This window comes from Mycolicibacterium pulveris, assembly GCF_010725725.1.
Classification (GTDB): Bacteria; Actinomycetota; Actinomycetes; order Mycobacteriales; family Mycobacteriaceae; genus Mycobacterium; species Mycobacterium pulveris.
The window spans coordinates 2,682,797-2,706,484 of record NZ_AP022599.1; the positions used below are offsets into that span (position 1 = coordinate 2,682,797).

Below are 23,688 nucleotides of genomic sequence, written 5' to 3' on the forward strand. Positions count from 1 at the left end.
TACCGGGCGAAGTTATACCCAGTACGCGACGCGGGCCCGGTATTGGCGCATCGCGAAGGCGGCAAGGATCCAGCCGATCACCGTCAGCACGATCACCACCACCCAGTGGTGCAGCTCCTGGTCGGCGCCGAGCAGCGGCGCGCGGACGATGTCGAGGTAGTGCAGCAGCGGGTTGAGCTCGACGATCCTGAGGTAGTCCGCGGCGCCCTGCTGCTGCAGGGTCGACTCATTCCAGATGATCGGCGTCATGAAGAACAGCAGCTGCACCAGGCTGACCAGCAGGGGGCTGATGTCGCGGTAGCGGGTGGCCAGGATGCCGAAGCACAACGAAACCCACACGCAGTTCGCCACGATCAGCACCATCGCCGGAATCACCGCCAGCGCCGTCCACGACCACGGCTTGGGGTAGATGATCGCGATGATCACGAAGATGATCATGTTGTGGCCGAACAGAATCATCTGCCGCCACACCAGCCGATAGACGTGCACCGACAACGGGGTCGGCAGCTGTTTGATCAGGCCCTCGTTGGCAATGAACACCTCCGCGCCCTCGAGGATCGACGCGTTGATCATGTTCCAGATGATCAGCCCGAGGGTGACGTACGGAAGATGTTCGGACAGTTCGAGTTTGAACAGCTTCGAGTACAACAGGCCCATGGCCACCGCGGTGGCGCCGGTGGCGATCGTGATCCAGAACGGGCCCAGCACCGAACGGCGGTACCGCTGTTTGATGTCCTGCCAGCCCAGGTGCAGCCATAACTCGTGTTTGGCGAAGCCGGCGACAAGGTCGCCCCATGCGCGGCCGAAAGTCTTCGACTGCGCGGCGGCGTCGGTGAACGTCACGGTCTCTGGAACCTTTCCCTACGGCCCAAGCGCCGCAACCGAATCCACTCCCACAGCCCCGCCGGATCGCGTCGCGACACCAAAAAGTACCAGCCGAACCGGGCCCACTCCTGGAACAGCAGGCGGCGAAGCCCAGGCTGCGACAGCAGATAACCGCGGTTCCGGTAGGTGTAGAACCGTTTGCCCGCATCGTCGGGATACTGGGTGTGCATCCGGCCTCCGAGGATGGGTTTGAACTCGTCACCGCCCTGCGGATGCAAATACACCGCGTCAAGGCAGGTGCCGAACGGCAGGCCGGAACGGACCAGCCTGCGGTGCAGTTCGGTTTCGTCGCCGCGGACGAACAACCGCAGATCCGGTACCCCGACGGCTTCCAGCGTCGACGCGGCGAACAACGCACCGTTGAACAACGAGGCGTAGCCGGGCAGCAGGTCCTGGCCGGGGTGGGTGCGCAACTCCTCCACCCGGCGTCGCCACGCCACGCCGCGGCGCAACGGAAAGGCCAGGCGCGCAGGGTCATCGAGGTCGCACACCATCGGCGACACCTCGGCCAGCCCGTGCCTGGCGGCGCACGCCAGCAGCGTGCCCAGCACCTCGGAGTCGGCGGGCCGGCCGTCGTCGTCGGCCAGCCACACCCAGTCGGCGCCGAGCGCCAGCGCATGTAGCATCCCCAACGCGAAACCACCTGCGCCACCGAGGTTTCGACGCGATCCCAGGTAGGTCGTCGGCACCGGCTGGCCGGCCACCAGCTCGGCCACCCGGGTGTCGTTGTCGTTGTCGACGACGATCAGGTGGTCGGGCGCGCGGGTCTGGGCCGTCACCGTCTCCAGCGACTTGGCCAGCTCGTCGGGCCGCCGGTGCGTGACCACCACCGCGCAGACGGTGCCGGTCATCCTTGGCGCGTCTCTTCGAGCACTTCGCGTACATGCCGGGCGGCGTCCTCGCCCTCGTAGGCGCGCACCACATCCTCGATGCCGCCCGTCATCTTGATGCTGCCGTGGTCGATCCACATCGCGGTGCTGCACAGCCGGGCCAGAAACTCGTTGGAGTGGCTGGCGAAAACCAGGATGCCGGAGCGGGCGACGAGGTCCGCCAGCCGTGTCTGGGCCTTCTTCAAGAACTCGGCGTCCACCGCGCCGATGCCTTCGTCGAGCAGCAGGATCTCGGGGTCGATGCTGGTCACCACGCCCATCGCCAGCCGCACCCGCATACCGGTGGAATAGGTCCGCAACGGCATGGACAGGTAATCGCCCAACTCGGTGAACTCGGCGATCTCGTCGACCTTGGCCAGCATCTGCTTGCGGGTCTGCCCTAGGAACAAACCGCGGATGATGATGTTCTCGAACCCCGAGATCTCCGGGTCCATCCCGACGCCGAGGTCGAACACCGGGGCCACCCGGCCGCTCACCCTCGCGATACCGCGGGTGGGTTCATAGATTCCCGACAGCAGCCGCAGCAGCGTCGACTTGCCCGCGCCGTTGTGTCCCACCAACCCGACGCGGTCACCCAGTTCCAGCGACATCGTGATGTCGCGCAGCGCCTCGATGACGACGACATTGGAGTCGTTGCGCCCGATCGCGCCGCCCGCCTTGCCGAGAAACGTCTTCTTCAGCGAGCGCGACTTGGCGTCGAAGATGGGAAACTCCACCCACGCATTGCGGGTCTCGATACGCGGGACCAATACGGCTCCTATAGGTACTGCCCGGTGCCGTGCCCGCCGCGCGGTCCAGCCGGGCCGGCCACTCCGGGTGGCAGCGCGCCCTGACGCATCTGCTCGAGCTGGTGACGCGCCGCCATCTGCTGGGCGAACAGCGCGGTCTGAATGCCGTGGAACAAGCCCTCCAGCCAGCCGACCAGCTGCGCCTGCGCGACCCGCAGCTCGGCGTCGGAGGGCACCGCCTCATCGGTGAACGGCAGCGTCAGCCGCTCGAGCTCTTCCCGCAGCTCCGGCGCCAGGCCGTCCTCGAGCTCGATGATGCTGGTCCGGTGAATCTCGCGCAGCCGGTTGCGGCTGGCCTCGTCCAGCGGAGCGGCCCGCACCTCTTCGAGCAGCTGCTTGATCATGGTGCCGATCCGCATCACCTTCGCCGGCTGCTCGACGAGGTCGGCCAGCGGTTTGCCGTCGGACTCCTGCTCTTCACCCTCGGACTCGCGGCGGATGATTTCGATGTTGTCGTCGTCGCTACTGGTGGTCATCTCCGTGAAGTTCCCTGTAATGGCCGTCGTATTGGTTGCTGGGCGGTTCGCGCCGTTCGTAACTTATCTGGCGACACTAGCCCTTCGGCCACGGTGCGCCCGCGCAGAGCGCGTTTGCGCCGAGCGCAGCGCCGACCTTGACCACTGCAGCAAACGGGATTGCAGACGTCGCTGTCGCCAAAATGCACCCGTGAGCAGCTTGAGGTTGCGAGACGGCGACCAGCGTGTGAGATATGGGCAACAACAACACAATTAGCACTCCGCACCGGAAGCTGACTGGACTACTATGGCGACGCAGGCGACCCGGCCCGGCAGGGCGGGTCGGGCCGGCATCGGCCGAAATTCGTGTCGGATGTTGATTCACACACGCTCAAAGGTGGGCTGGCATGGCATACGACGTCGCCCGGGTGCGGGGCCTGCATCCGTCCCTGGGCGACGGGTGGGTGCACCTCAACGCCCAACACGGCATGCTGCTGCCCGACACCGTGGGCCGAGCCGTATCCACCGCTTTTCGCGGCTCGATGCCGACGCCGCTGGGCCCGCACCCGGCCGCTCAGCGCAGCGCCGCGGTGCTCAACGCGGCGCGCCAGGCGGTGGCGGACCTCGTCAACGCCGATCCCCGCGGGGTGGTGCTGGGTCCTGATCGCGCGGTGCTGATGACATCGCTGGCCGACGCGTCGTCGTCGCGCGTCGGGCTGGGCTACGAGATCGTGGTGACCCGCCTGGACGACGAGGCCAACATCGCGCCGTGGCTGCGCGCAGCGAACCGCTACGGAGCCAAGGCCAAGTGGGCCGAGGTCGACATCGAGACCGGGGAACTGCCGAGCTGGCAGTGGGAGAGCCTGATCACCCGCCCGACTCGGCTGGTCGCGATCACCTCCGCGTCCTCGACGCTGGGCACGGTGACCGATCTGCGGGCGGTGACCAAGCTCGCCCACGATCTCGACGCGCTCGTGGTTGTCGACCACTCGGCCGCCGCGCCGTACCGGCTGATCGACATCGACGAGATCGACGCCGACGTGGTGGCGGTCAACGCGGTCGCGTGGGGCGGGCCACCGATCGGCGCCTTGGTGTTCCGCGACCCGTCGATGATCGACTCGTTCCATCCGGTGTCGTTGAACCCCTACGCCACCGGGCCGGCGCGGCTCGAGATCGGCACCCACCAGTTCGGCCTGCTCGCCGGCGTCGTCGCCAGCATCGACTATCTCGCCACCCTCGACGAGTCGGCGAGCGGTACCCGCCACGAAAGACTCGCTGTGTCAATGCAATCCGCCGCACTGTACATGGACCGGCTGTTCGACTACCTGCTGGCGTCGCTGCGGTCGCTGTCGGCGGTCATGGTCATCGGCCGCCCTGAGGTCCGGATCCCAGTGCTCAGTTTCGTGGTCAACGACGTGCCCGCCGAGAAGGTGGTGCAACGACTGGCCGACAACGGCATCCTGGCCATCGCCAATGCCAGCTCCCGGGTGCTGGATGTCATCGGGGTCAACGACATCGGTGGTGCGGTCACCATCGGGCTGGCGCACTACACCACGATGGCCGAAGTCGACCAGCTGGTGCGGGCGCTGGCCTCCCTAGGCTGATCCGCCGTCGACGCGCAGCAGGATCTTGCCCGCGACATCCCCGGATGCCAGCATCTCGTGCGCGGCGCCGGCCTGCTGAATCGGGAACTCGGCGCCGATTATCGGGCGCACCTGCCCGCTTTCGACCATCGGCCAGACGTTTTCGACCACTTCGGCGACGATCTCGCTCTTGCCGCCCCGGCCGCTGACGGGGCGGGCCCGCAGCGCGGTGGCGAACACGCCGCCGCGTTTGGCCAGCAGCTTGCCGATGTTCAGCTCGCCCTTGGCGCCGCCCTGCAGCCCGATGATCACCAGCCGGCCGTCAGGCGCGAGCGCGTCGACGTTGCGGCCGAGGTAGGCCGCGCCCATGATGTCGAGGATCACGTCGGCGCCGTCGGAGTCGGCGCGGATCCGCTCCACGAAATCCTCGTCGCGGTAGTTGATGGTGATCTCGGCGCCCAGTTCGGCACAGAGGTCCAATTTGTTGCGCGAGCCCGCCGTGACCGCGACCCGGCAGCCGAGCGCGCGGCACACCTGGATGGCGTGGGTACCGATCCCGCTGCCGCCGCCGTGCACGAGCACCAGCTGGCCAGACTGCAGACCGGCCGTCATCACCAGGTTGGACCACACCGTGCAGGCGACTTCGGGCAGCGCGGCGGCGTGGTGCAGGCTCACCCCGGCGGGAACCGGCATGACCTGCCCGGCGGGCACCGCGACGAACTCCGCGTACCCGCCTCCTGCCAGCAAAGCGCAGACCTGTTGTCCGACCGACCATTCGGTGACGCCGGCGCCGACTGCGGTGATCGTTCCGGAGACTTCGAGGCCGAGGATCTCGCTGGCACCCGGCGGGGGCGGATACTTACCGGCGGCCTGTAGAAGGTCGGCGCGGTTTACCCCGGCGGTGTCGACCTTCACCAGGACCTGGCCCTCACCAGCCTGAATGTCGGGTATTTCTTGCCAGGTCAGTCCACCTTCGGCCCCGGCCAAGACAGCATGCATTCAAATAACGCTACTACGCTGGGAAAACAGTAACGCCGACACCTTCCCAGCAATATCGCAAGTGTTTACTATTACTGCATGGAGGGGATCATCGCTGGACGTACGGCCAGCGACATGCCGGGCCTGGACATCGCCGAACAGCGGTCCTGGCAAAATTTTCTCGATTCGGCGCTGAGGTTGTACGCAACCCTGAACCGGTCACTGGTCGACGCGCACCATCTGACGCTGAACGACGTGCGGTTGCTCGACATCCTGGACAAATCCGCGACCGGATCGGCCCGGATGGGGGATCTGGCGGAGAACCTGATGTCGCTTCCGAGCCGGGTGACCCGGCAGATCCGGCGTTTGGAGTTGCAGGGTCTGGTGCGCCGCGGCGCCAGCCCGGACGACGGCCGCGGGGTGCTGGCCACCATCACCGACGAAGGTCGCGCGGCTGTGCGGGAGGCGCTGAAAACCTACGGCGACGGCGTCCGCGCGCATTTCCTCGGCAGGCTGACCCGACCGCAGGTCGCGGCGATGGGGGAGAACTGCCGGCGCATCAGCGTGGCACTCAAGGCCGGGTCGTCGGTCAAGCTCGGCCGGGTGTAGCGGGCGCGGCCCACCCCGTACGCTTGTCGGCGGTGGCGTGGCAGAGCGGCCTAATGCACTCGCCTTGAAAGCGAGAGACGGCTAACACCGTCCGGGGGTTCAAATCCCTCCGCCACCGCGGTACCGCACAGGCACGTTGCGAACTAGCGTGGACCCATGACGACGTCGTCGACACGCACCACGGTCGGGTTCGTCGAGGTGACCCTCGTGGTGTTCGGCATCTACGCGTTGGGCATCGGACTGTTCATGATGTTCGCCCCCGGAACGTTCTTCGACACGCTCGGCAACTTCGGAATTCGCAACGACCACTACATCTTCGACAACGCGACGTTCGAAGTGCCGCAGGGCCTGATGCTGTTGGCGGCGGTGCGCTGGCGGACGTGGCGGGTGCCTGCGCTTGCGTTCGCGACCCTGCATTGGGCGCTGCACACCATCAGTCACGTCGTCGACCCGCACCACGGCGCGGGCGACTGGATCGGATGGCTGGAGGCCGGCGGCCTGGCGGCCACCACGGTGATCCTGGCACTTGCGTTGCGCGCCAGCGTCGTTGCCGGTGCCGGAATCGGCGCGAACGTTCCTTACCGCTCGAAAAATCACCGGAATTTCGAGCGGTAAGGAACGTTCGTCCGAAACGGCTGACTATTCCCCCGTGAACTTCGGCGGGCGCTTCTCGAACGTCGCGCTGATGCCCTCGGAGAGGTCCTTCGACGGCAGGAAGGCGGCGTTCCAGGCCGCCACGTAGCGCAGGCTTTCCGTGACGCGGGCGTAGCGCTGCTGATCGAGCACGTCCTTGATCCCGGCCGCTGTCAGCGGCGGGTTGGCGGCGATCTCGGCCGCGGTCGCATGCGCGGCCGCCAGCGTCGCCTCCGCGTCCTCGTAAACGTCGTTGACCAAGCCGATCCTCTCGGCCCGAGCGGCATCGATGTCCTTGCCCGTCAACGCCAATTCGCGCAGGTGGCCGTCGTTGAGAATGAACGGCAGCCGGGCCAGGCTGCCCACGTCGGCGACCATCGCCAGCTTGATCTCCCGCACCGAGAACTTCGCGTCCGCGCTGGCGTAGCGGATGTCGACGGCCGAGATCAGGTCCACGCCCCCGCCGATGCACCAGCCGTGCACGGAGGCGATCGTCGGGGTGCGGCAGTCCGCGACCGCGTTGATCGAGCCCTGCATCCGCAGCACCGTGGCGTGAAAGTCCGCTCGGGCCCGGGCCAGTGCGCCTTCGGTCATCACCCCGGCCATCGTGCCGCCCATGGCGGGCACGTCGAGCCCGTAGCTGAAGTTCTTGCCCGACCCGGTCAGCACGATCGCCCGCACGTCACGGTCGGCGTCGAGCTTGCCGAACACCTCCGGCATCTCCGCCCAGAACGCCGGCCCCATGGCGTTGCCCTTGCCGGGACCGATCAGCGTCACCGTCGCGACGTGATCCTTGATGTCGACAGTGAGGGATTCATATGTCTGGCCCATGGGCAGAAGGCTAGCGGCTCGCACATGCGCGGTTGCGCGAAGACCCGACTAATGCGGATGAGCGCTTGCGCGAAGACCCGACTACGGAGGTCCGCCGCCCAGCAGGACGTCGTTCACCGTCGCCGAGGGCAGGAACTGACAGGCCGCCTCGACGAGGATCTGACCGATCGCCTCGCCGTCGGGTCCCAGCGGGTTGTTCTTCTGGTTGAGGATCTCGCGGATCACCGCAAGCCGGGTGGCCTCGTCGAGGCCGTTGAACTCCTTGCACGTCATCGTCAGCGCGTTCGGCGGCGGCGGGACCTCGGGGACGTCGGTGCTGCGGCCCGGCAGCGGGATCTTGGGGATCGGAAGACCCGGCAGGCCGGGTAGCCCGGGCATCGCCGACGGTGGGCGCGTGGGGGAGTTGATCGGCGGACCCGGTTCGGTGGTCTGCGCGACGGTGCCTTCGGTGGTGCGCTGGCATGCCGTCGTCACGCCGATCAGGATCAGCGCCGCGGCCGTCAACCGCACGTGCGTCTTCATCTGCGCAACGATATGCGCACTCGCGACGTAGCGTGAAACACATGCCCGAGGACCTGCGCCCAGGACCCGATTCGCCACCCCCCGACGAACTGCGCAGCGCCGAGAAGACGTTTGCGGTGTTGCAGCACGTGCTTCACGGCATCGCCGCCGACGACGTGCACAAGCAGACCCCGTGCCGGGAGTTCGACGTGGCCGCGCTGACCGACCACCTGTTGAACTCGATCACCATGATCGGCGCCGCGGCCGGTGCGGAGTTCCCCGAGCGCAACCGCGACGACTCGGTGGAGCAGCAGGTCGTGCAAGCCACCCGGTGCGCGCTGGATGCGTGGCAGCGCCGCGGGCTGGAGGGCACCGTGCCGTTCGGTCCCAACGAGGTACCGGCGTCGATGATGGCGGGCATACTGTCGCTGGAATTCCTGGTCCACGCCTGGGATTTCGCGATGGCCGTCGGCCGCGAGGTCAGCGCACCGGAGTCGCTGGCGGACTACGTGCTGGGCCTAGCGCAACGGACCATCACGCCGCAGGGCCGCACCCGGGCCGGCTTCGACGACCCGGTGGAAATACCCGCCGACGCACCCGCGTTGGATCGATTGATCGCGTTCACCGGCAGGCGGCCGGCCTAGACGTCGTCGATTTCTGCGCCACGGTCGGAAACCGCGCGCCGCGGCGACCCTGCGGCAGAAATCGCGGTCAGGTCGATGCCCGCCAACGGTGGGCGAAATCCAGGAACGCGTCGTTTTCCTGCGGAGATGCGACGGTGACGCGTACCCCGTCCTCGCCGTAGGGCCGCACGATGATGCGGTTGTCGGCCGACGCCACCGCGAACTCCTGGGCCCGTCCGGGCAGCGGCAGCCACACGAAGTTGGCTTGCGACGGTGGCACCTCGTAGCCGGCGTCGCGCAGCGTCTGCGTCACCCGGGCACGTTCGGCGACGACGGCGTCGGTGCGGGCCAGCAGCTCCTCGGCGGCGTCCAGCGAGGCGATGGCCGCGGCCTGCGAGACGGAGGTCGCGGTGAACGGGACATACACCTTGCCCAGCGCGGTGATGATGTCCGGATCGCCGACGGCGTATCCGACGCGCAACCCCGCCAGCCCGTAGGCCTTCGAAAACGTCCGCAGCACAACGACATTGCGGTGCGCGCGGACCAGCCCGAAGCTGTCGGGCAGCATCGGCTCGCGGATGTACTCGACGTAGGCCTCGTCGATGGCGATCAGGATGTGCGGCGGCACCGCCGCGACGAAGCGGGCCAGCTTGTCGGGGTCGACGACCGTGCTGGTCGGGTTGTTCGGGTTGCACACGAAGATCAGCCGGGTGCGGTCGGTGATCGCGGCCAGCATCGCGTCGAGGTCGAAGGTGTGCTCGGTCAGCGGCACCTGCACCGGGGTGGCCCTTGCCGTGCGCACCTGCAGCGGATAGATCTCGAAGCTGCGCCAGCCGTAGAGCACCTCGTCGCCGACGGACGACGTGATCTGGATCAGCTGCTGGCACAGGCTCACCGACCCGCAGCCGACGGAGATGTGCTCGGGCGAGAAGCCGACGTGCTCGGCGAGCCGCTCCCTGAGCGCGACGTAGCCGTTGTCGGGGTAGCGGTTGATCGTGTCGATGGCCTTCTCGATGGCGGCGCGAACCCTCGGCAGCGGCCCGTGCACCGTCTCGTTGCTGGCGATCTTGATCGCGCCCGGTACCGTCTTGCCCGGGGTGTACGCGGGAAGGTCAGCGAGCTCGGGACGCAGCCGGACAGTCACCGGACCAGTCTATGGGGCACTCACCTGCACTTTGCCTCCCGCTGTCACGGCTGTGTACTCTGTCGGATCGGCGGTAAACGTCAGGAGGCGTGCCAGAGCGGCCGAATGGGGCTCACTGCTAATGAGTTGTCCGCCTAACAGCGGACCGGAGGTTCAAATCCTCTCGCCTCCGCTGAACAACTGAACACATGCGCCCGTAGCTCAACGGATAGAGCATCTGACTACGGATCAGAAGGTTAGGGGTTCGAATCCCTTCGGGCGCGCTTTTTCTTTTGGCGCGGGATAGCAGCCAAGGCTGTTGCAGTGTCCTCTCGGCAACCCGGGGTGCTATCTCGGTGCGCGTTACCATCGACAAATGACCGAGGTCAGGTCGCGTTCCCGGCTGAGTTCCTGGATGTACGCGCTGCGCACCATTAACCCGCCGCCGGACGGGCGCATCGACTTCGTCACCCGCTGGCTCGTCGTCACCCGCGCGGCCGTGCTGCCGATGACGTTGTTCGCCGGGCTTGTCGCCGCGCTGCTCGCCGTCGGCGAACCCGGGCTGGACTGGCGCTGGCTCAACCTCGCCATCGTCGGCATCGTGCTGGCGCACATCGCCAACAACTTGATGAACGACCTCTACGACACCAGCACCGGCCTGGACGAAGCCAGCTATCCGCGCGCGCTGTACGCGCCGCATCCGGTGCTGTCCGGTCTGGTCAGCAAGCGCACCCTGGTGGCGGCGATCCTCGCGGTCAACCTCGCCGACCTCGCGATCCTCGTCGTGCTCACCTGGGCGCGCGGCTGGCCGGTGCTCGCGTTCGGGCTGGCCGGCTTCGTACTCAGCGTCGCCTACACCGCGCCGCCCCTGCGGCTGAAAAAGCGCGGCCTCGGCGAGCCCGACGTGCTCATCGTGTGGGGCCCGCTGATGGTGTGCGGCACCTACTACTCCGCCGTCGGCTCCGTGGGTTGGGATATCGTGCTGGCCTCGATCCCCTACGGCCTGCTGTGCACGACCGTGCTGATGGGCAAGCACATCGACAAGATCCCCTACGACGAACCCCGCGGCATCCGCACGCTGCCGGTGATCCTCGGCGCGGCCCGCGCCCGCACCGCCACCCTCGTCATGCTGGTCGGTTTCTACGTCCTGGTCGGCGCCGCGGTCGCCGTCGGCGCGATGCCCTGGCCGGCGCTGCTGGTCGTGCTCGCCCTGCCGCGACTGGTCAAGCTGTGGCCCTACTTCCGTCGCCCGCCGCCTGAGGAGCCGCCGCCCAACTTCCCGGTGTGGCCGCTGTGGTACGCCGCGCTGGCCTGGGTGCACGTCCGGTTGGCCGGCGCGCTGCTCGTCCTCGGCCTGGCGATCGGCGCCGTGCTGCGGGTCGTCTAACTTGGAGGCGTGCGGCTCCTGCTGATTGCAGATACCCATGTTCCGAAGCGGGCCCGCGACCTGCCCGAGCGCGTGTGGGAGGCAGTGTCGAAAGCCGACGTCGTGGTGCACGCGGGCGATTGGGTGGACGTCTCGCTGCTCGACACGCTCGAGGCCCGCGCCAAGCGACTGGTCGCGTGCTGGGGCAACAACGACGACGCCGAGTTGCGCAGGCGCCTCCCCGAACGCGCCGACGCCCACCTCGGCGGGCTGCGTTTCACCGTCGTGCACGAGACCGGCGCGGCCACCGGCCGCGAGGCCAGGATGGCGAAGCAGTACCCCTACACCGACGTGCTGGTGTTCGGCCACAGCCACATCCCCTGGGACACCACCGCGAAAACCGGTCTGCGCCTGCTCAACCCGGGCTCACCCACCGACCGTCGCCGCCAACCGTTCTGCACCTACATGACCGCGACCGTGGGCAACGGCGCGCTGTCCGACGTGGTGCTGCACCCGCTCGACCGCCATGCGTGACCGGCCCGCGCGGGTCGCCGACGTCCACGAGATCGCCGCGGGAATGCCGTACACCACCCGCATCGAAGGGCCGAAGGGCAACCCGATCTATCAGGTCGGCGGCAAGTCGTTCGTGTTCTTCCGCACCCCGCAACCCGACGCCGCGGATCCGGAGACCGGCGAGCGCTACCCCGACGTGATCATGATCTGGGTCGAGTCCGAGGCCGACAAGCTGGCGCTGATCCAGGACCCGAACTCGCCGTTCTTCACCACCGACCGGTTCGACGGGCATCTCTCGGTCCTGGTGCGCGCCAGCCGGTTAGGCGAGATCGGCCGCGTCGAGCTGACCGAGCTCGTCCAGGATGCCTGGTTGTCGCGGGCCTCCAAGCGGCGCGCCGACCGCTGGTTGGCCGAACACTAGGGGCGGGTCACGTCGGCGTGCGCGGCGCCGCAGATGAACACGGCCATCCGCGCCGGCGTGTCACCGGGGTTCTTCCAGCGATGCCTGGTGCCGTTCTGCACGACGGTGTCGCCCGCACGCAACGTCACCTCGGCGCCGTCGTCGAGTTCGAGGACGACGGTGCCTTCCAGCACCACTTCGAAGTCGATCGTGTCGGTGGTGTGCATGCCGGGATCCGTCGGGTCCATGTAGCCGAGCATCCCCGGCAGCATGTCCTCGATCTCCGCCATGCCCTTCTCCAGATCGAGCGGGCCCGTGTCGCGGGCCTCGCGCGACGGCGGAAGGGTCAGCATCGCGAACCGGAACCCGCCGATCGGCGGAAAGTAGCTGTGCCACTGCGGCATCGAGCCGTCATCAGGAAATTCCGGTGCCGCATCACCGCCCCACAACTGGTGAAACTCGGCCCCCGGCATCAACGAAGGTCGGTCGGGTCGCACGGTTTCGTCGCTGACAAGCACCGACTTTCCGGCCGCGTCGTGACCGGTCACCACTCGACGTATCTCCATGGGTGCAGTGAACCACCTCCGTGTCCATCCGCGGGTGCATATCGTGGCGGCATGGAACAGAAGCCGCCGACCGCCGTCATCGAATCCGCGCACCGCGAGCACTTCGCCGAGCTGCCCTTCGACGACACCGCGGATTTCGACGACGCCGACCGCGGATTTCTCACCGCGCTGAGCCCGTGCGTCATCAAGGCGGCCGACGGCAGGGTGGTGTGGGACAACGACGCTTATGGGTTCCTGGGCGGTGATGCGCCGCCGTCGGTGCATCCCAGCCTGTGGCGGCAAAGCCAGTTGTGCGCCAAGCAAGGGCTTTACGAGGTCGTCGAGGGCATCTATCAGGTGCGCGGGTTCGATCTGTCCAACATCAGCTTCATCGAGGGCGACACCGGCGTCATTGTCATCGACCCGTTGATCAGCACCGAAACCGCGGCCGCCGCGCTCGCGCTGTACCGCGCGCACCGCGGCGAGCGGCCCGTCGTCGCGGTCATTTACACGCACAGCCACGTCGACCATTTCGGCGGCGTGCTCGGCGTGACCACACAGGCCGACGTCGACGCGGGCAGGGTCGCGGTCATCGCGCCCGAACACTTCACCGAACACGCCGTGCAGGAAAACGTGTACGCCGGAACGGCGATGGCCCGGCGCGCCACCTACATGTACGGCACCCGACTACCGATCGGCGTGCAGGGCCAGGTGGGCTGCGGACTGGGCCAACGCACCTCGACCGGTGAGGTGGCGTTGATCGTGCCGACGATCGACATCACCCGCACCGGCGAGACGCACACCTTCGACGGCGTCGAGATCGAGTTCCAGATGGCGCCGGGCACCGAGGCGCCCGCCGAGATGCACTTCTACTTCCCGCGTTACCGCGCGCTGTGCATGGCCGAAAACGCAACGCACAACCTGCACAACCTGCTGACCCTGCGCGGTGCGCTGGTGCGCGACCCGCACGTGTGGGCCGGCTACCTCACCGAGGCGATCGACAGGTTCGCCGACCGCACCGACGTCGTGTTCGCTTCGCACCACTGGCCGACGTGGGGACGCGACCGCATCGTCGACTACCTGTCGGTGCAACGCGATCTGTACGCCTACCTGCACGATCAGACGCTACGGCTGCTCAACCAGGGCTACACCGGCGTGGAGATCGCCGAGCAGTTCCAGCTGCCGCCCGCGCTGCACAAGGCCTGGCACACCCACGGCTACTACGGGTCGGTCAGCCACAACGTCAAGGCCGTCTACCAGCGCTACATGGGCTGGTTCGACGGCAACCCCGCCCGGCTGTGGCCGCATCCGCCTGAGGCGATCGGGCCGCGCTACGTCGAGGCGATGGGCGGTGTCGACCGCGTCGTCGAGCTCGCCCGTGCCGCCTTCGATAACGGTGACTTCCGCTGGGCTGCAACGCTTCTCGACCACGTGATCTTCACCGACGAGAACCACGCTCAAGCCCGCGGACTCTACGCCGACACGCTGGAACAACTGGCCTACGGCGCGGAGAACGCCGTGTGGCGCAACTTCTTTCTGTCCGGCGCCGCCGAGTTGCGTGACGGCAACTTCGGCACCGCCACCCAGCCGTCGGCACCGACGCTGCTGGCGCAGCTGACTCCGGAGCAGATCTTCGACATCCTCGCGATCAGCGTGAACGGGCCGGGCGCATGGGATCTGGACATCGCCGTCGACGTGACGTTCCTCGACACCGGCACCAACTACCGGCTGAGCCTGCGCAACGGGGTGCTGGTGCACCGGCAGGTGCCCGCCGACGAAGCCACCGCGCAGGCCGGCGTTCAGGTCGCCGACACGTTGCGGCTGTTGGCGCTAGCCGCCGGCGACAACGACTCACCCGGCCTGGACGTCACCGGTGACACCGCGGTGCTGACGTCGCTGCTGGCCGTCGTCGACCGGCCCGACCCGGCCTTCAACATCGTCACCCCGTAGCCGAGTTGCGCGCGAAATAGCATTCCAGGCTGCGGTCGGCGGCGAATCACGACCCGGAATGCTATTTCGCGGCGCCAAAGGACTAGGGGATGCCGCCGTCGACGCGGATGATCGACCCCGAGGTGTAGCTCGACGCGTCGGACGCCAGATACAGGGCAGCGCCGACGATTTCGTGGGGTTTACCGAGACGCTGCAACGCAAAGTGCTGCGCGCCCTTCTCCATCGCCGGGATGTCCCAGGCCTTGCTGATGTCGGTGAGGAACGGCCCGGGCATCAACGTGTTGACCCGCACCGTCGGCCCGAACGCCAGCGCGAGCCCTTCGGTCAACGCGTTGAGGCCGGCCTTGGCGGCCGAGTAGGGCAACTGCGCCGGCTGCGGGCGGCGCGATCCGCTGGAGCTGACGTTGATGATCGACCCGCCGCCGTCGGCCACCATCCGTTCGCCGACCAGAGCCGACAACCGGAACGGCCCCTTGAGGTTGAGGTTGATCACCGAGTCGAACAGCTTCTCGCTGACCGAGGTCAGCGATTCGTACAGCGGCGACATGCCCGCGTTGTTGATCAGCACGTCGACCTTGCCGAACTGCTCATAGGACGCGTCGACCAGCCCGTCGAGCTCATCCCAGCGCCCGACGTGCACCTGATACGGGAACGCCCGGCGGCCCGTCGCCGCGGTGATCTCCTCCGCGGTGGCCGCGCACGCGTCGTACTTGCGGCTGGCGATGATGACGTCGGCGCCGCAGTGCGCCGCCGCGAACGCCATCTCCCGGCCCAGCCCCCGGCTGCCGCCGGTGATCAACACCACCCGATCCGTCAGGTCGAAAAGTTCGTCGGCGTACTCCCGAGAAGTCATGACCATATGGTGTCACGGTGCAGTTGCTACTCATCCGGCATGCATTGCCGCACCGCAGTGAACCGGGCCAGGGCTCCGATCCCGACCTGTGCGAGGAGGGGATCAAACAGGCGGCCAGGCTGCCCGACGCGCTCACCCGATTCCCGATCACCCGGCTGGTCAGCAGCCCGCAGCGACGGGCCATCCAGACCGCGCAACCGGTCGCCGACACGCTCGGCCTGCCCGTCGAGATCGACGCGCGGCTGGCCGAATACGACCGCGACCTGCCGCACTACATCCCGATCGAGCAGATCGCCGCCGAGTACCCCGAGGAGATGGCCCGGCTGGCCAGCGGGCACCTGCCCAGCAGCGTCGACGAGACGGCGTTCCTCAAGCGCATCAACGAGGCCATCGGGGACGTGGTGGCCGCGGGCGACCACGAGGACACCGTCGCGGTGTTCAGCCACGGCGGGGTGATCAACGGGCTGGTGCACACCATCCTGCGCACCGAGAAGGTGCTGTGCGTCAGCGTCGACTATGCGGGGGTCACCCGGCTGTTGTCCTCCCGCTCGGGCCCGATGTATGTGGCCTCGGTCAACGGCACCGAACACGTATGGGATCTGCTGCCGCGAAACCAGCGGTGGTGAGCGCTTGCGCGCACCGCCCATTCGGGCAGGTGGTAGACAAATGCCGTGACTACACCACCCGCGTCCCCGGAGGGGCTGGATCTCGACGCCCTCGACCGCCATCTTCGTGCTGTCGGCGTCCCGCGCAGCGGTGACCTGCGCGCCGAACTGATCGCCGGCGGCCGGTCCAACCTGACGTTCCTGGTGCGCGACGACGCGTCGAAGTGGGTGCTGCGCCGCCCGCCGCTGCACGGCCTGACCCCGTCGGCGCACGACATGGCCCGCGAATACCGGGTGGTCGCCGCGCTGGCCGACACCCCGGTGCCGGTGGCGCCCGCGGTGACGATGAGCGACGACGACGCCGTGCTCGGCGCGCCGTTCCAGATGGTCGAGTACGTCGAGGGCCGGGTGGTGCGCTACGCCAGCGAGCTTGAGGAGCTCGAGGCGCTCGGCGACAAGGGCACGATCAGCGACTGCGTGGACGCGCTGATCAAGGTGCTCGCCGACCTGCACGCCGTCGACCCGGACGCGGTGGGCCTCGGCGATTTCGGCAAGCCCAGCGGATACCTCGAACGCCAGGTCCGGCGGTGGGGCGGCCAATGGGAGCTCGTGCGCCGGGAGAACGATCCGAGCGACGCCGACGTGCGACGCCTGCACGGTGCGCTCGCCGAGGCGATCCCGCCGCAGAGCCGCAGCGCGATCGTGCACGGCGACTACCGCATCGACAACACGATGCTCGACGCCGACGACCCCACCAGGGTGCTGGCCGTGCTGGATTGGGAGATGTCGACCCTCGGTGACCCGATCAGCGACGCGGCGCTGATGTGCGTGTACCGCCATCCGATGTTCAACGTCATCCACGCGAGCTCGGCGTGGGCGTCGGCGCTGATGCCGGAGGTTGACGACCTGGCCAACCGGTACGCGGTGGCCTCGGGCCAGTCGCTGGACAACTGGGACTTCTACCTGGCGCTGGGGTTCTTCAAGGTGGCGATCATCGCCGCGGGCATCGCCTTCCGCGCCCGGATGGGCGGCGGTGTGGCCGACGACGCCGAGCAGGTGGACCAGGCGGTGGGCCCGCTGATCGCCGAGGGCCTCAAGACGCTGAACCCCTGATGGTCGAGCAGACGCAGAAGAAGGCTAAGGGGCGTCGGACTGCCCGCTCCTGCGTCTTGTCGCTGGTGGTTCTGCTCGTCGCGGTGACGGTGCTCAACCACACCTGGGGCCGGATGCCGGCGATGCCCGCGGCCGACGGCGAGTATCTCAGCTTGCGCGGCAAGGACATTCACTACATCGAGCAGCCCGGCCAGGGTGTTCCGGTGGTGCTGATCCACGGGCTGCCCGGCACCCACAAGGACTTCGACCCGGTGATGCCGAAACTGCAAGGCCTGCATGTGGTTTCGTTCGACCGGCCGGGTTTCGGCTGGTCTCAGGGCGGTTGGCTGCCCTACCAGGAGCAGATCGATCTGGTGCACGAGATGTTGACGCGGCTCGACCTCGCCCCGGCGATTCTGGTCGGGCACTCGTTCGGGGGCACGCTCGCGCTGGGCGTCGCGCGCCGGTATCCGCAGGACGTCGCCGGCATGGTGCTCGTGGCGCCTGGCGCCGGAGGGCTCCGCTCGTCCACTCCAGACCTGATGCAGGCCCGCTTCATCCGGTTCAGCCAACTGCCCGTCATCCGCCCCGTGCTCGACGCCACCGCGGGCAACGTGATCAGGAAGGTGTCGGCAACCGCCGGGGCGGGCCACGCGTTCGATCCGGAGCCTCTCGATCCCGGTTACGAGCAGCGGCTGCTGTCGGTGACGATGGCGCCGGGCAACCTCGCGGCGCTGGCGTCCGACCAACTGGAGTTCGACGACACCGCGCGCTGGGTCGACGAGAACGTGCCGCAGATCGAGGTGCCCTCGGTGATTATCGGCGCACAGGGTGACCAACTCGTCGACTTCGACCATGCCCGGCGGCTGGCCGCTGACCTGCCCAACTCCGAGCTGATCACGGTCGACGGCGGCCACATGGTCCCGTACAGCCACCCGGATGTGCTGGCAGATCAAGTCCGCAGATCAGCTGCGGGAGCCTAGGTTCCTCTTCGCGGCTCGGCGCAACTGCACCATCCGGGCGGTGCCGATCGCGACGGCCAACAGCCCGCCGCACACGGCGGCCAGCAGAATCGCCACGCCCACAGGCAGATTCCACTCCCACACAAAGAAGTTGATGGTGGTCGAGTCGGTGTTCTGCATGATGAACACCAGCAGCACGATCAGGATCACGAACCCGGCGATCAGCGCCGACCACAGCGCCGCCGCCCGGGTGAACTTGACCGCAGACTCCGGCTGCAGAAGGTACTCGCCGGCGGTGCCGGTCGGCTCGGGCGGAGTTCCCCTCGAGGGTTGCTCGGCAGGGCCGGGCGGCTGCGCGGGATCGCTGGTCATGGGTCCATCTTGACCCTTTCCTGCGGCGAATGAAACCACCAGTCGATAGTGTCGGCCACACGAGCGCGCCGAAAGGACTCGAGTTATGGGCGGCAAGGGCCGGGCCGGCAGGTGGAGTGTGGCCGTGACGGTGCTGCTGTTCGGGTTGGTGTGCGCCGGCTGCGGCAGCTCGAACCCGCTCGGCGGCGGAACCGTGTCCGGCGATCTCAAGACGATCACCGTCGGGTCCGCGGACTTCCCCGAGAGCAAGATCCTCGCCGAGATCTACGCGCAGGCGTTGGAAGCCAACGGTTTCACGGTGTCCCGCCAGTTCGGCATCGGCAGCCGCGAAACCTACATCCCCGCGGTGCGGGACCACTCCATCGACCTGATCCCCGAATACACCGGCAACCTCCTGAACTACTTCGACCCGACGTCGACCGTGACCGCGCCCGACGCAATCGAATTGGCGCTGTTGCGGGCGTTACCGGGCGACCTGTCGATGCTGCCGCCGTCGCGGGCCGAGGACAAAGACACCGTCGCCGTCACCCGCGAGACCGCCGAGAAGTGGAACCTCACCACCATCGGCGATCTCGCCCCGCACTCGGCCGAGGTCAAGTTCGGTGGCCCCTCGGAGTTCCTCGACCGCGCCGAGGGGTTGCCGGGGCTGCGGCAGAACTACGGGGTCGATATCCCGCCGGGCAACTTCGTCTCGATCAGCGACGGCGGCGGGCCGGCGACGGTGCGCGCGCTGGTCGACGGCACCGTGACGGCCGCCAACATCTTCAGCACCTCACCGGCGATACCGCAGAATGACCTTGTGGTGCTTGAGGATCCGAAGAACAACTTCCCGGCCGCCAACGTCATGCCGCTCGTCGCCTCGCAGAAGATGTCCGACGAGCTCAAGATCGTGCTCGACGCCGTATCGGCCGCGCTGACCACCGAGGGGCTCATCGAGATGAACAGCGCGGTGGAGGGCAACAGAGGAGTCGACCCCGACGAGGCGGCGCGAAAGTGGGTACAGGACAACGGGTTCGACAAGCCGGTGACCCGATGATTGTCTTCGACGCCGTCACCAAACGGTATCCCGACGGCACTGTCGCCGTCGACGAGCTGAGCCTGCAGGTGCCGACGGGCACGCTCGCGGTGTTCGTCGGGCCGTCGGGCTGCGGCAAGACCACGTCCATGCGGATGATCAACCGCATGATCGAGCCGACGTCGGGCACTTTGACCGTGAACGGCAACGACGTCAGCACCGTCGACCCGGTGAAGCTGCGCCTCGGCATCGGCTACGTCATTCAGAACGCGGGCCTGATGCCGCATCAGCGCGTCATCGACAACGTTGCGACGGTGCCGGTGCTCAAAGGCGAATCCCGGCGCTCCGCACGCAAAGCCGCGCTGAATGTGCTGGAACGCGTCGGCTTGGACCCCGCGCTGGCCAACCGGTATCCCGCCCAGCTGTCCGGCGGGCAACAACAGCGTGTCGGGGTGGCGCGGGCGCTGGCCGCGGACCCGCCGATCCTGTTGATGGACGAGCCGTTCAGCGCTGTCGACCCCGTGGTGCGTGAGGAGCTGCAGACCGAAATTCTGCGCCTGCAAAGCGAATTGCACAAGACGATCGTGTTCGTCACCCATGACATCGACGAGGCTGTCAAGATCGGCGAGAAGGTCGCGGTGTTCGGTCGCGGCGGTGTGCTGCAGCAGTTCGACGCGCCGGCGCGGCTGCTGTCCAACCCGGCCAACGATTTCGTCGCCGGGTTCATCGGCGCCGACCGCGGCTACCGCGGCCTGCAGTTCCGCCACTCCAGTGGGCTTCCGCTGCACGACATCAGATCCGTCGCCGAAGCCGAGATCGACGCTCTTGCCCTCGGTCCGGACGACTGGGTGCTGGTACGAAAGCCCGACGGTACCCCGCATGCGTGGATCGACGCCGACGGCGTCGAGCAGCACCGCAACGGCGGCTCGCTCTACGACAGCACCACCGCGGGCGGATCGCTGTTTCCGCCCAACGGCTCACTGCGCCAAGCGCTCGACGCCGCGCTGTCGGCGCCGTCGGGGATCGGGGTGGCCGTCGACGCCGATGGCAGACCGATCGGCGGGGTGCTGGCCTCCGACGTGCTCGCCGCGCTGAGGCAGCAGAGGAACGCTTGATGCGTTATTTGCTGACGCACCTCGACACGGCGTGGGCGCTGACGGTCATCCACGTACGGCTGTCGTTGATCCCGATCGTGCTGGGCCTGTTGATCGCGGTGCCGCTCGGTGCGCTGGTGCAGCGCACCACGTTTCTGCGCAGGCTGACCACCGTGACGGCGAGCATCGTCTTCACCATTCCCTCGCTGGCGCTGTTCGTGGTGTTGCCGTTGATCATTCCGACCCGGATCCTCGACGAGGCCAACGTCATCGTCGCGCTGACGCTATACACGTGCGCGCTGTTGGTGCGCGCGGTGCCCGAGGCGCTCGACGCGGTACCCGAACCGGTGCGCGACGCCGCCACCGCGGTCGGCTACCGTCCGCTGACCCGGATGCTCAAAGTCGAACTGCCGCTGTCGGTCCCGGTGCTGGTCGCCAGCCTTCGCGTCATCGCGGTCACGAACATCTCGATGGTGTCGGTGGGCTCGGTGATCGGCATCGGAGGGTTGGGCACCTGGTTCACCGAGGGCTATCAAGCCAACAAGAGCGATCAGATCATCGCGGGCATCATCGCGATCTTCGTTCTGGCGGTCGTTGTCGACACCCTGATCCTGCTGGCGGGCCGCGCGATGACGCCCTGGACGCGCGCCGCGCGTGTCAGCCGGGCGGACGCCATCAAGGTGGTCGCCGGATGAGCCCGATGACGTTTCTCACCGACGCGCTGGCGTACATCTTCACGGCCGCCAACTGGGGTGGGCCCGCGGGCCTGGCCGCCCGCATCGGTGAGCATCTCCAGTACACCGTGCTGGCGGTGGTCTTCTCGGCGCTGATCGCGGTCCCGATCGGGATGCTCATCGGGCACACCGGGCGGGGCACGTTCGTCATCGTCACCGGGGTCAACGCCTTGCGCGCACTGCCGACGCTGGGTGTGCTGCTGCTCGGCGTGCTGCTGTGGGGCCTCGGCCTGGTCGGGCCGACGGTGGCGCTGATGCTGCTGGGCATCCCGCCGCTGCTGGCCGGGACCTACGCCGGTATCGCCAACGTGGACCGCACGGTGGTCGACGCCGCGCGCTCGATGGGCATGACCGAGACACGGGTGCTGCTGCGCGTCGAGGTGCCCAACGCGCTGCCGCTGATCCTGGGCGGGCTGCGCACCGCCACCCTGCAGATCGTCGCGACCGCGACCGTCGCCGCCTACGCCAGCCTCGGCGGCCTGGGCCGCTACCTGATCGACGGCATCAAGGTGCGCCAGTTCCACATCGCGCTGGTCGGGGCGTTGATGGTGACCGCGCTGGCGCTGATCCTCGACGCCGCGCTGGCGTTCGCGGTATGGGCGTCGGTGCCGGGGACCGGTCGGCTGCGCCGGTTCGGGCGCATGCCGCAGCCCCTGCTCGACGACGAGGTGCTGCTCGATTCCCAGGGGTGCAGGGCCTCCCAGGCCACCGCGGCCGGCACGTCGGAGTCGCGGTACGGGCGCGGAGACCCGTCGCTTACCGTAGAGGGGTGAGCGACGCAGGCACCCCGAGCGCATGGCCGGCGATTTTGACGTGGCGGGCGCACGATGTGGCTCGCATGGAATCGGTGCGGGTGCAGTTGGCAGGCAACCGGATCAAGGCCTACGGCCGGATCGTCGCCGCCGCGACGTCGTCGCACCCGGCGTTCTCGGCCTCCTACAACCTGGTCACCGACGAGGCAGGGGCCACCAACCGGCTCTCGCTGACCGTCACCCTCGCCGAGCGGGAACGCCAGCTGTCGATCGCCCGCGACGAAGAGAACATGTGGCTGGTGCAGGACCACACCGGCCAATCGACCCGCTCGGCGTTCGACGGCGCCCTCGACGTCGACGTGGTCTACAGCCCGTTCTTCAACGCCCTGCCCATCCGTCGCACCGGGCTGCACCAGCGCTCGGACTCGATCACCTGCCCGGTGGTCTACGTGCGGCTGCCGGAGGTGTCCGTGGACTCGGCGGTGATCAGCTACAGCAGCGCCGCCGACGGCATCAAGCTGCACTCACCGGTCGCCGACACCACGATCACCGTCGACGCCGAGGGCTTTCCCCTCGACTACCCAGGACTGGCAGAGCGGATCTGATCACCCCGCCCGCACGTCCCGCGGCGGCGAGTTCCTCACGCCAGTTCTCCTCCCCGACGGCGATCGTGACGATCTCGGGTCGGCTGAAGCTGTCGTAGCGCACGCGGGCGGCGTGGCCTGCGTCGATCAGATCGCTCAGCGGGCGCTGCGCCACCAGCGCGTCGCGCGCGTGGTTCAGCAGCTCAAGCGAGCGCTCAAGCACCGGGACGAGCTGATCGGCATTGGCCTCACACATCGCCCGCACCAGATCGGGCGCGGTGGCCGCGACGCGGGTACCGTCCCGAAACGACCCCGCGGCCAGTGCGAACGCCAGCGGAACCTCGCCCGCGGTGAGGGCCAGCGCCTCGGCGAGCAGGTGGGGCAGATGCGAGATGGTGGCGGCCGCGGCGTCGTGCTCGTCGGAGCGTGCGGGCACGACGAACGCGCCGCAGTCCAGCGCCAACGCCGTCACCTCGGCCCAGATGCCGGGCTGGACATGGTCGTCCACGCTGACCACCCATGGCGCGTCGACGAACATCCGGGCGTCGCCCGCGTCCCATCCGGAGTGCGCGGTGCCCGCCATCGGATGTCCGCCGACGAAGCGTTCCAGCAGCCCGAAGTTTCGGACCTCTTGCAGCACAGCGCTTTTCACGCTGGTGACGTCGGTCAGCGGGCACTCGGCAGCCAGTTCGCGGACGTGCCCCAACATCAGCGGCAGCGCCGGGACCGGGACGGCCAGCACGACCAGCGCGTTGCGGTCGGCGGCCCGTAACAGCGCCTCGTCGATGTCGTCGGTGGCGTCGTACCCGTCGGCCCTGGCCGCCGAAACGGACTCCAGGGACCGGTTGTAGCCGAAGACCTCCCGCCCGGCGGCCGCGGCGGCGCGCATCACCGAGCCGCCGATCAATCCCAGGCCGACCACGCAAACGGGCGTCTTCGTCACCCCTTCAGG

General features: G+C 68.0%; 28 protein-coding genes and 3 tRNA genes. 19 read left to right on the forward strand and 12 right to left on the reverse strand.

Going from position 1 to position 23,688, the window contains the following annotated elements:
• Positions 1-12: 12 nt before the first annotated feature.
• Genes wzm through G6N28_RS12885 form a run of 4 tightly spaced genes read right to left on the reverse strand, consistent with a single transcriptional unit; the run spans position 13 to position 3,039 of the window.
• Positions 13-843: a galactan export ABC transporter permease subunit Wzm/RfbD gene (wzm, locus tag G6N28_RS12870; RefSeq protein ID WP_163900824.1), complete on the reverse strand. Its 831-nt coding sequence runs from the start codon at positions 841-843 to the stop codon at positions 13-15.
• Complete coding sequence (glfT1, locus tag G6N28_RS12875) at positions 840-1,736, reverse strand: galactofuranosyltransferase GlfT1 (RefSeq protein ID WP_163900826.1); 897 nt, start codon at positions 1,734-1,736, stop codon at positions 840-842. The genes wzm and glfT1 overlap by 4 nt, the downstream gene beginning before the upstream one ends.
• Complete coding sequence (gene wzt / locus G6N28_RS12880; RefSeq protein WP_179962067.1) at positions 1,733-2,524, reverse strand: galactan export ABC transporter ATP-binding subunit Wzt/RfbE; 792 nt, start codon at positions 2,522-2,524, stop codon at positions 1,733-1,735. The genes glfT1 and wzt overlap by 4 nt, the downstream gene beginning before the upstream one ends.
• Before the next feature lie 8 nt (positions 2,525-2,532).
• Positions 2,533-3,039, reverse strand: coding sequence for a bacterial proteasome activator family protein (locus G6N28_RS12885; protein ID WP_163900828.1), 507 nt, complete (start codon positions 3,037-3,039; stop codon positions 2,533-2,535).
• Positions 3,040-3,425: 386 nt separating this feature from the next.
• Here G6N28_RS12885 and G6N28_RS12890 point away from each other — a divergent pair, with 386 nt between their 5' ends.
• Complete coding sequence (locus G6N28_RS12890) at positions 3,426-4,622, forward strand: cysteine desulfurase-like protein (protein WP_163900830.1); 1,197 nt, start codon at positions 3,426-3,428, stop codon at positions 4,620-4,622.
• On the opposite strand, the gene G6N28_RS12895 is transcribed toward G6N28_RS12890, so the two are convergent.
• Entirely contained in the window at positions 4,614-5,600 is a 987-nt protein-coding gene (locus tag G6N28_RS12895; RefSeq protein WP_163900832.1) for an NAD(P)H-quinone oxidoreductase, read from the reverse strand. The two genes, G6N28_RS12890 and G6N28_RS12895, sit on opposite strands and share 9 nt — an antisense overlap.
• Positions 5,601-5,678: 78 nt before the next feature.
• Here G6N28_RS12895 and G6N28_RS12900 point away from each other — a divergent pair, with 78 nt between their 5' ends.
• The 3 genes from G6N28_RS12900 to G6N28_RS12910 all read left to right on the forward strand — a co-directional run bounded on the left by G6N28_RS12900 (position 5,679) and on the right by G6N28_RS12910 (position 6,803).
• Positions 5,679-6,188, forward strand: a complete 510-nt coding sequence (locus G6N28_RS12900) for a MarR family winged helix-turn-helix transcriptional regulator (protein ID WP_163900834.1) — start codon at positions 5,679-5,681, stop codon at positions 6,186-6,188.
• 31 nt (positions 6,189-6,219) lie between these two features.
• Positions 6,220-6,306 (forward strand) — tRNA-Ser (locus G6N28_RS12905).
• Between the two features lie 38 nt (positions 6,307-6,344).
• On the forward strand, positions 6,345-6,803 hold the full coding sequence (locus G6N28_RS12910) for a hypothetical protein (RefSeq protein ID WP_235674556.1): 459 nt from the start codon (positions 6,345-6,347) through the stop codon (positions 6,801-6,803).
• Positions 6,804-6,827: 24 nt separating this feature from the next.
• Here the strand turns inward: G6N28_RS12910 and G6N28_RS12915 are convergent, their stop codons facing one another.
• Both G6N28_RS12915 and G6N28_RS12920 read right to left on the reverse strand, forming a co-directional pair.
• On the reverse strand, positions 6,828-7,652 hold the full coding sequence (locus tag G6N28_RS12915; RefSeq protein WP_163900837.1) for a crotonase/enoyl-CoA hydratase family protein: 825 nt from the start codon (positions 7,650-7,652) through the stop codon (positions 6,828-6,830).
• An 81-nt stretch (positions 7,653-7,733) separates the two neighbouring features.
• Entirely contained in the window at positions 7,734-8,174 is a 441-nt protein-coding gene (locus G6N28_RS12920) for a hypothetical protein (protein ID WP_163900839.1), read from the reverse strand.
• A gap of 41 nt (positions 8,175-8,215) precedes the next feature.
• Here G6N28_RS12920 and G6N28_RS12925 point away from each other — a divergent pair, with 41 nt between their 5' ends.
• On the forward strand, positions 8,216-8,797 hold the full coding sequence (locus tag G6N28_RS12925; protein ID WP_163900841.1) for a TIGR03086 family metal-binding protein: 582 nt from the start codon (positions 8,216-8,218) through the stop codon (positions 8,795-8,797).
• A 67-nt stretch (positions 8,798-8,864) separates the two neighbouring features.
• Here G6N28_RS12925 and G6N28_RS12930 read toward each other — a convergent pair whose 3' ends face one another.
• Complete coding sequence (locus G6N28_RS12930) at positions 8,865-9,920, reverse strand: pyridoxal phosphate-dependent aminotransferase (RefSeq protein WP_163900843.1); 1,056 nt, start codon at positions 9,918-9,920, stop codon at positions 8,865-8,867.
• 83 nt (positions 9,921-10,003) lie between these two features.
• Here G6N28_RS12930 and G6N28_RS12935 point away from each other — a divergent pair.
• The 5 genes from G6N28_RS12935 (at position 10,004) to G6N28_RS12955 (ending at position 12,199) form a co-directional block, all read left to right on the forward strand.
• A tRNA-Ser gene (locus tag G6N28_RS12935) sits at positions 10,004-10,092 on the forward strand.
• An 18-nt stretch (positions 10,093-10,110) separates the two neighbouring features.
• Positions 10,111-10,183: transfer RNA gene (locus tag G6N28_RS12940), tRNA-Arg, on the forward strand.
• 92 nt (positions 10,184-10,275) lie between these two features.
• A complete protein-coding gene (locus G6N28_RS12945) occupies positions 10,276-11,286 on the forward strand; it encodes a prenyltransferase (protein ID WP_163900845.1) in 1,011 nt (336 codons plus the stop codon).
• Positions 11,287-11,295: 9 nt separating this feature from the next.
• The gene (locus tag G6N28_RS12950; RefSeq protein WP_163900848.1) at positions 11,296-11,799 is read left to right on the forward strand and encodes a metallophosphoesterase family protein; all 504 of its coding nucleotides are present in this window, start codon (positions 11,296-11,298) and stop codon (positions 11,797-11,799) included.
• Complete coding sequence (locus G6N28_RS12955) at positions 11,792-12,199, forward strand: MmcQ/YjbR family DNA-binding protein (protein ID WP_163900850.1); 408 nt, start codon at positions 11,792-11,794, stop codon at positions 12,197-12,199. Before G6N28_RS12950 ends, G6N28_RS12955 begins: the two co-directional genes overlap by 8 nt.
• Here G6N28_RS12955 and G6N28_RS12960 read toward each other — a convergent pair.
• Positions 12,196-12,744, reverse strand: coding sequence for a cupin domain-containing protein (locus G6N28_RS12960; RefSeq protein ID WP_163900852.1), 549 nt, complete (start codon positions 12,742-12,744; stop codon positions 12,196-12,198). The two genes, G6N28_RS12955 and G6N28_RS12960, sit on opposite strands and share 4 nt — an antisense overlap.
• A 51-nt stretch (positions 12,745-12,795) precedes the next feature.
• Here G6N28_RS12960 and G6N28_RS12965 point away from each other — a divergent pair, with 51 nt between their 5' ends.
• Entirely contained in the window at positions 12,796-14,673 is a 1,878-nt protein-coding gene (locus G6N28_RS12965) for an alkyl/aryl-sulfatase (protein ID WP_163900854.1), read from the forward strand.
• 82 nt (positions 14,674-14,755) lie between these two features.
• Here G6N28_RS12965 and G6N28_RS12970 read toward each other — a convergent pair whose 3' ends face one another.
• On the reverse strand, positions 14,756-15,526 hold the full coding sequence (locus G6N28_RS12970) for an SDR family NAD(P)-dependent oxidoreductase (protein ID WP_163900856.1): 771 nt from the start codon (positions 15,524-15,526) through the stop codon (positions 14,756-14,758).
• Between the two features lie 17 nt (positions 15,527-15,543).
• On the opposite strand from G6N28_RS12970, the gene G6N28_RS12975 reads away from it, so the two are divergent.
• From G6N28_RS12975 to G6N28_RS12985, 3 genes are read left to right on the forward strand one after another with little or no spacing between them, the layout of a single operon-like run.
• Complete coding sequence (locus tag G6N28_RS12975) at positions 15,544-16,152, forward strand: histidine phosphatase family protein (RefSeq protein ID WP_163900858.1); 609 nt, start codon at positions 15,544-15,546, stop codon at positions 16,150-16,152.
• A 45-nt stretch (positions 16,153-16,197) separates the two neighbouring features.
• Positions 16,198-17,244 (forward strand): phosphotransferase family protein, encoded by a 1,047-nt coding sequence (locus G6N28_RS12980; RefSeq protein WP_163900860.1) that lies wholly within the window; start codon positions 16,198-16,200, stop codon positions 17,242-17,244.
• Positions 17,244-18,206 (forward strand): alpha/beta fold hydrolase, encoded by a 963-nt coding sequence (locus G6N28_RS12985; RefSeq protein ID WP_163900863.1) that lies wholly within the window; start codon positions 17,244-17,246, stop codon positions 18,204-18,206. The genes G6N28_RS12980 and G6N28_RS12985 overlap by 1 nt, the downstream gene beginning before the upstream one ends.
• Here G6N28_RS12985 and G6N28_RS12990 read toward each other — a convergent pair.
• A complete protein-coding gene (locus tag G6N28_RS12990) occupies positions 18,189-18,557 on the reverse strand; it encodes a LapA family protein (protein WP_163900865.1) in 369 nt (122 codons plus the stop codon). The genes G6N28_RS12985 and G6N28_RS12990 overlap by 18 nt on opposite strands.
• 85 nt (positions 18,558-18,642) lie before the next feature.
• On the opposite strand from G6N28_RS12990, the gene G6N28_RS12995 reads away from it, so the two are divergent.
• The 5 genes from G6N28_RS12995 to G6N28_RS13015 are packed head-to-tail and all read left to right on the forward strand — an operon-like array spanning position 18,643 to position 22,757.
• Positions 18,643-19,593: a glycine betaine ABC transporter substrate-binding protein gene (locus G6N28_RS12995; protein ID WP_163900867.1), complete on the forward strand. Its 951-nt coding sequence runs from the start codon at positions 18,643-18,645 to the stop codon at positions 19,591-19,593.
• Positions 19,590-20,687, forward strand: coding sequence for an ABC transporter ATP-binding protein (locus G6N28_RS13000; protein ID WP_163900869.1), 1,098 nt, complete (start codon positions 19,590-19,592; stop codon positions 20,685-20,687). The genes G6N28_RS12995 and G6N28_RS13000 overlap by 4 nt, the downstream gene beginning before the upstream one ends.
• Complete coding sequence (locus tag G6N28_RS13005) at positions 20,687-21,361, forward strand: ABC transporter permease (RefSeq protein ID WP_163900871.1); 675 nt, start codon at positions 20,687-20,689, stop codon at positions 21,359-21,361. The genes G6N28_RS13000 and G6N28_RS13005 overlap by 1 nt, the downstream gene beginning before the upstream one ends.
• A gap of 5 nt (positions 21,362-21,366) precedes the next feature.
• Complete coding sequence (locus G6N28_RS13010; protein ID WP_163906193.1) at positions 21,367-22,173, forward strand: ABC transporter permease; 807 nt, start codon at positions 21,367-21,369, stop codon at positions 22,171-22,173.
• On the forward strand, positions 22,170-22,757 hold the full coding sequence (locus G6N28_RS13015) for a putative glycolipid-binding domain-containing protein (protein WP_163900873.1): 588 nt from the start codon (positions 22,170-22,172) through the stop codon (positions 22,755-22,757). Before G6N28_RS13010 ends, G6N28_RS13015 begins: the two co-directional genes overlap by 4 nt.
• Here G6N28_RS13015 and G6N28_RS13020 read toward each other — a convergent pair.
• Positions 22,699-23,679 (reverse strand): prephenate dehydrogenase, encoded by a 981-nt coding sequence (locus tag G6N28_RS13020; protein ID WP_264072701.1) that lies wholly within the window; start codon positions 23,677-23,679, stop codon positions 22,699-22,701. The genes G6N28_RS13015 and G6N28_RS13020 overlap by 59 nt on opposite strands.
• Between the last annotated feature and the right edge of the window lie 9 nt (positions 23,680-23,688).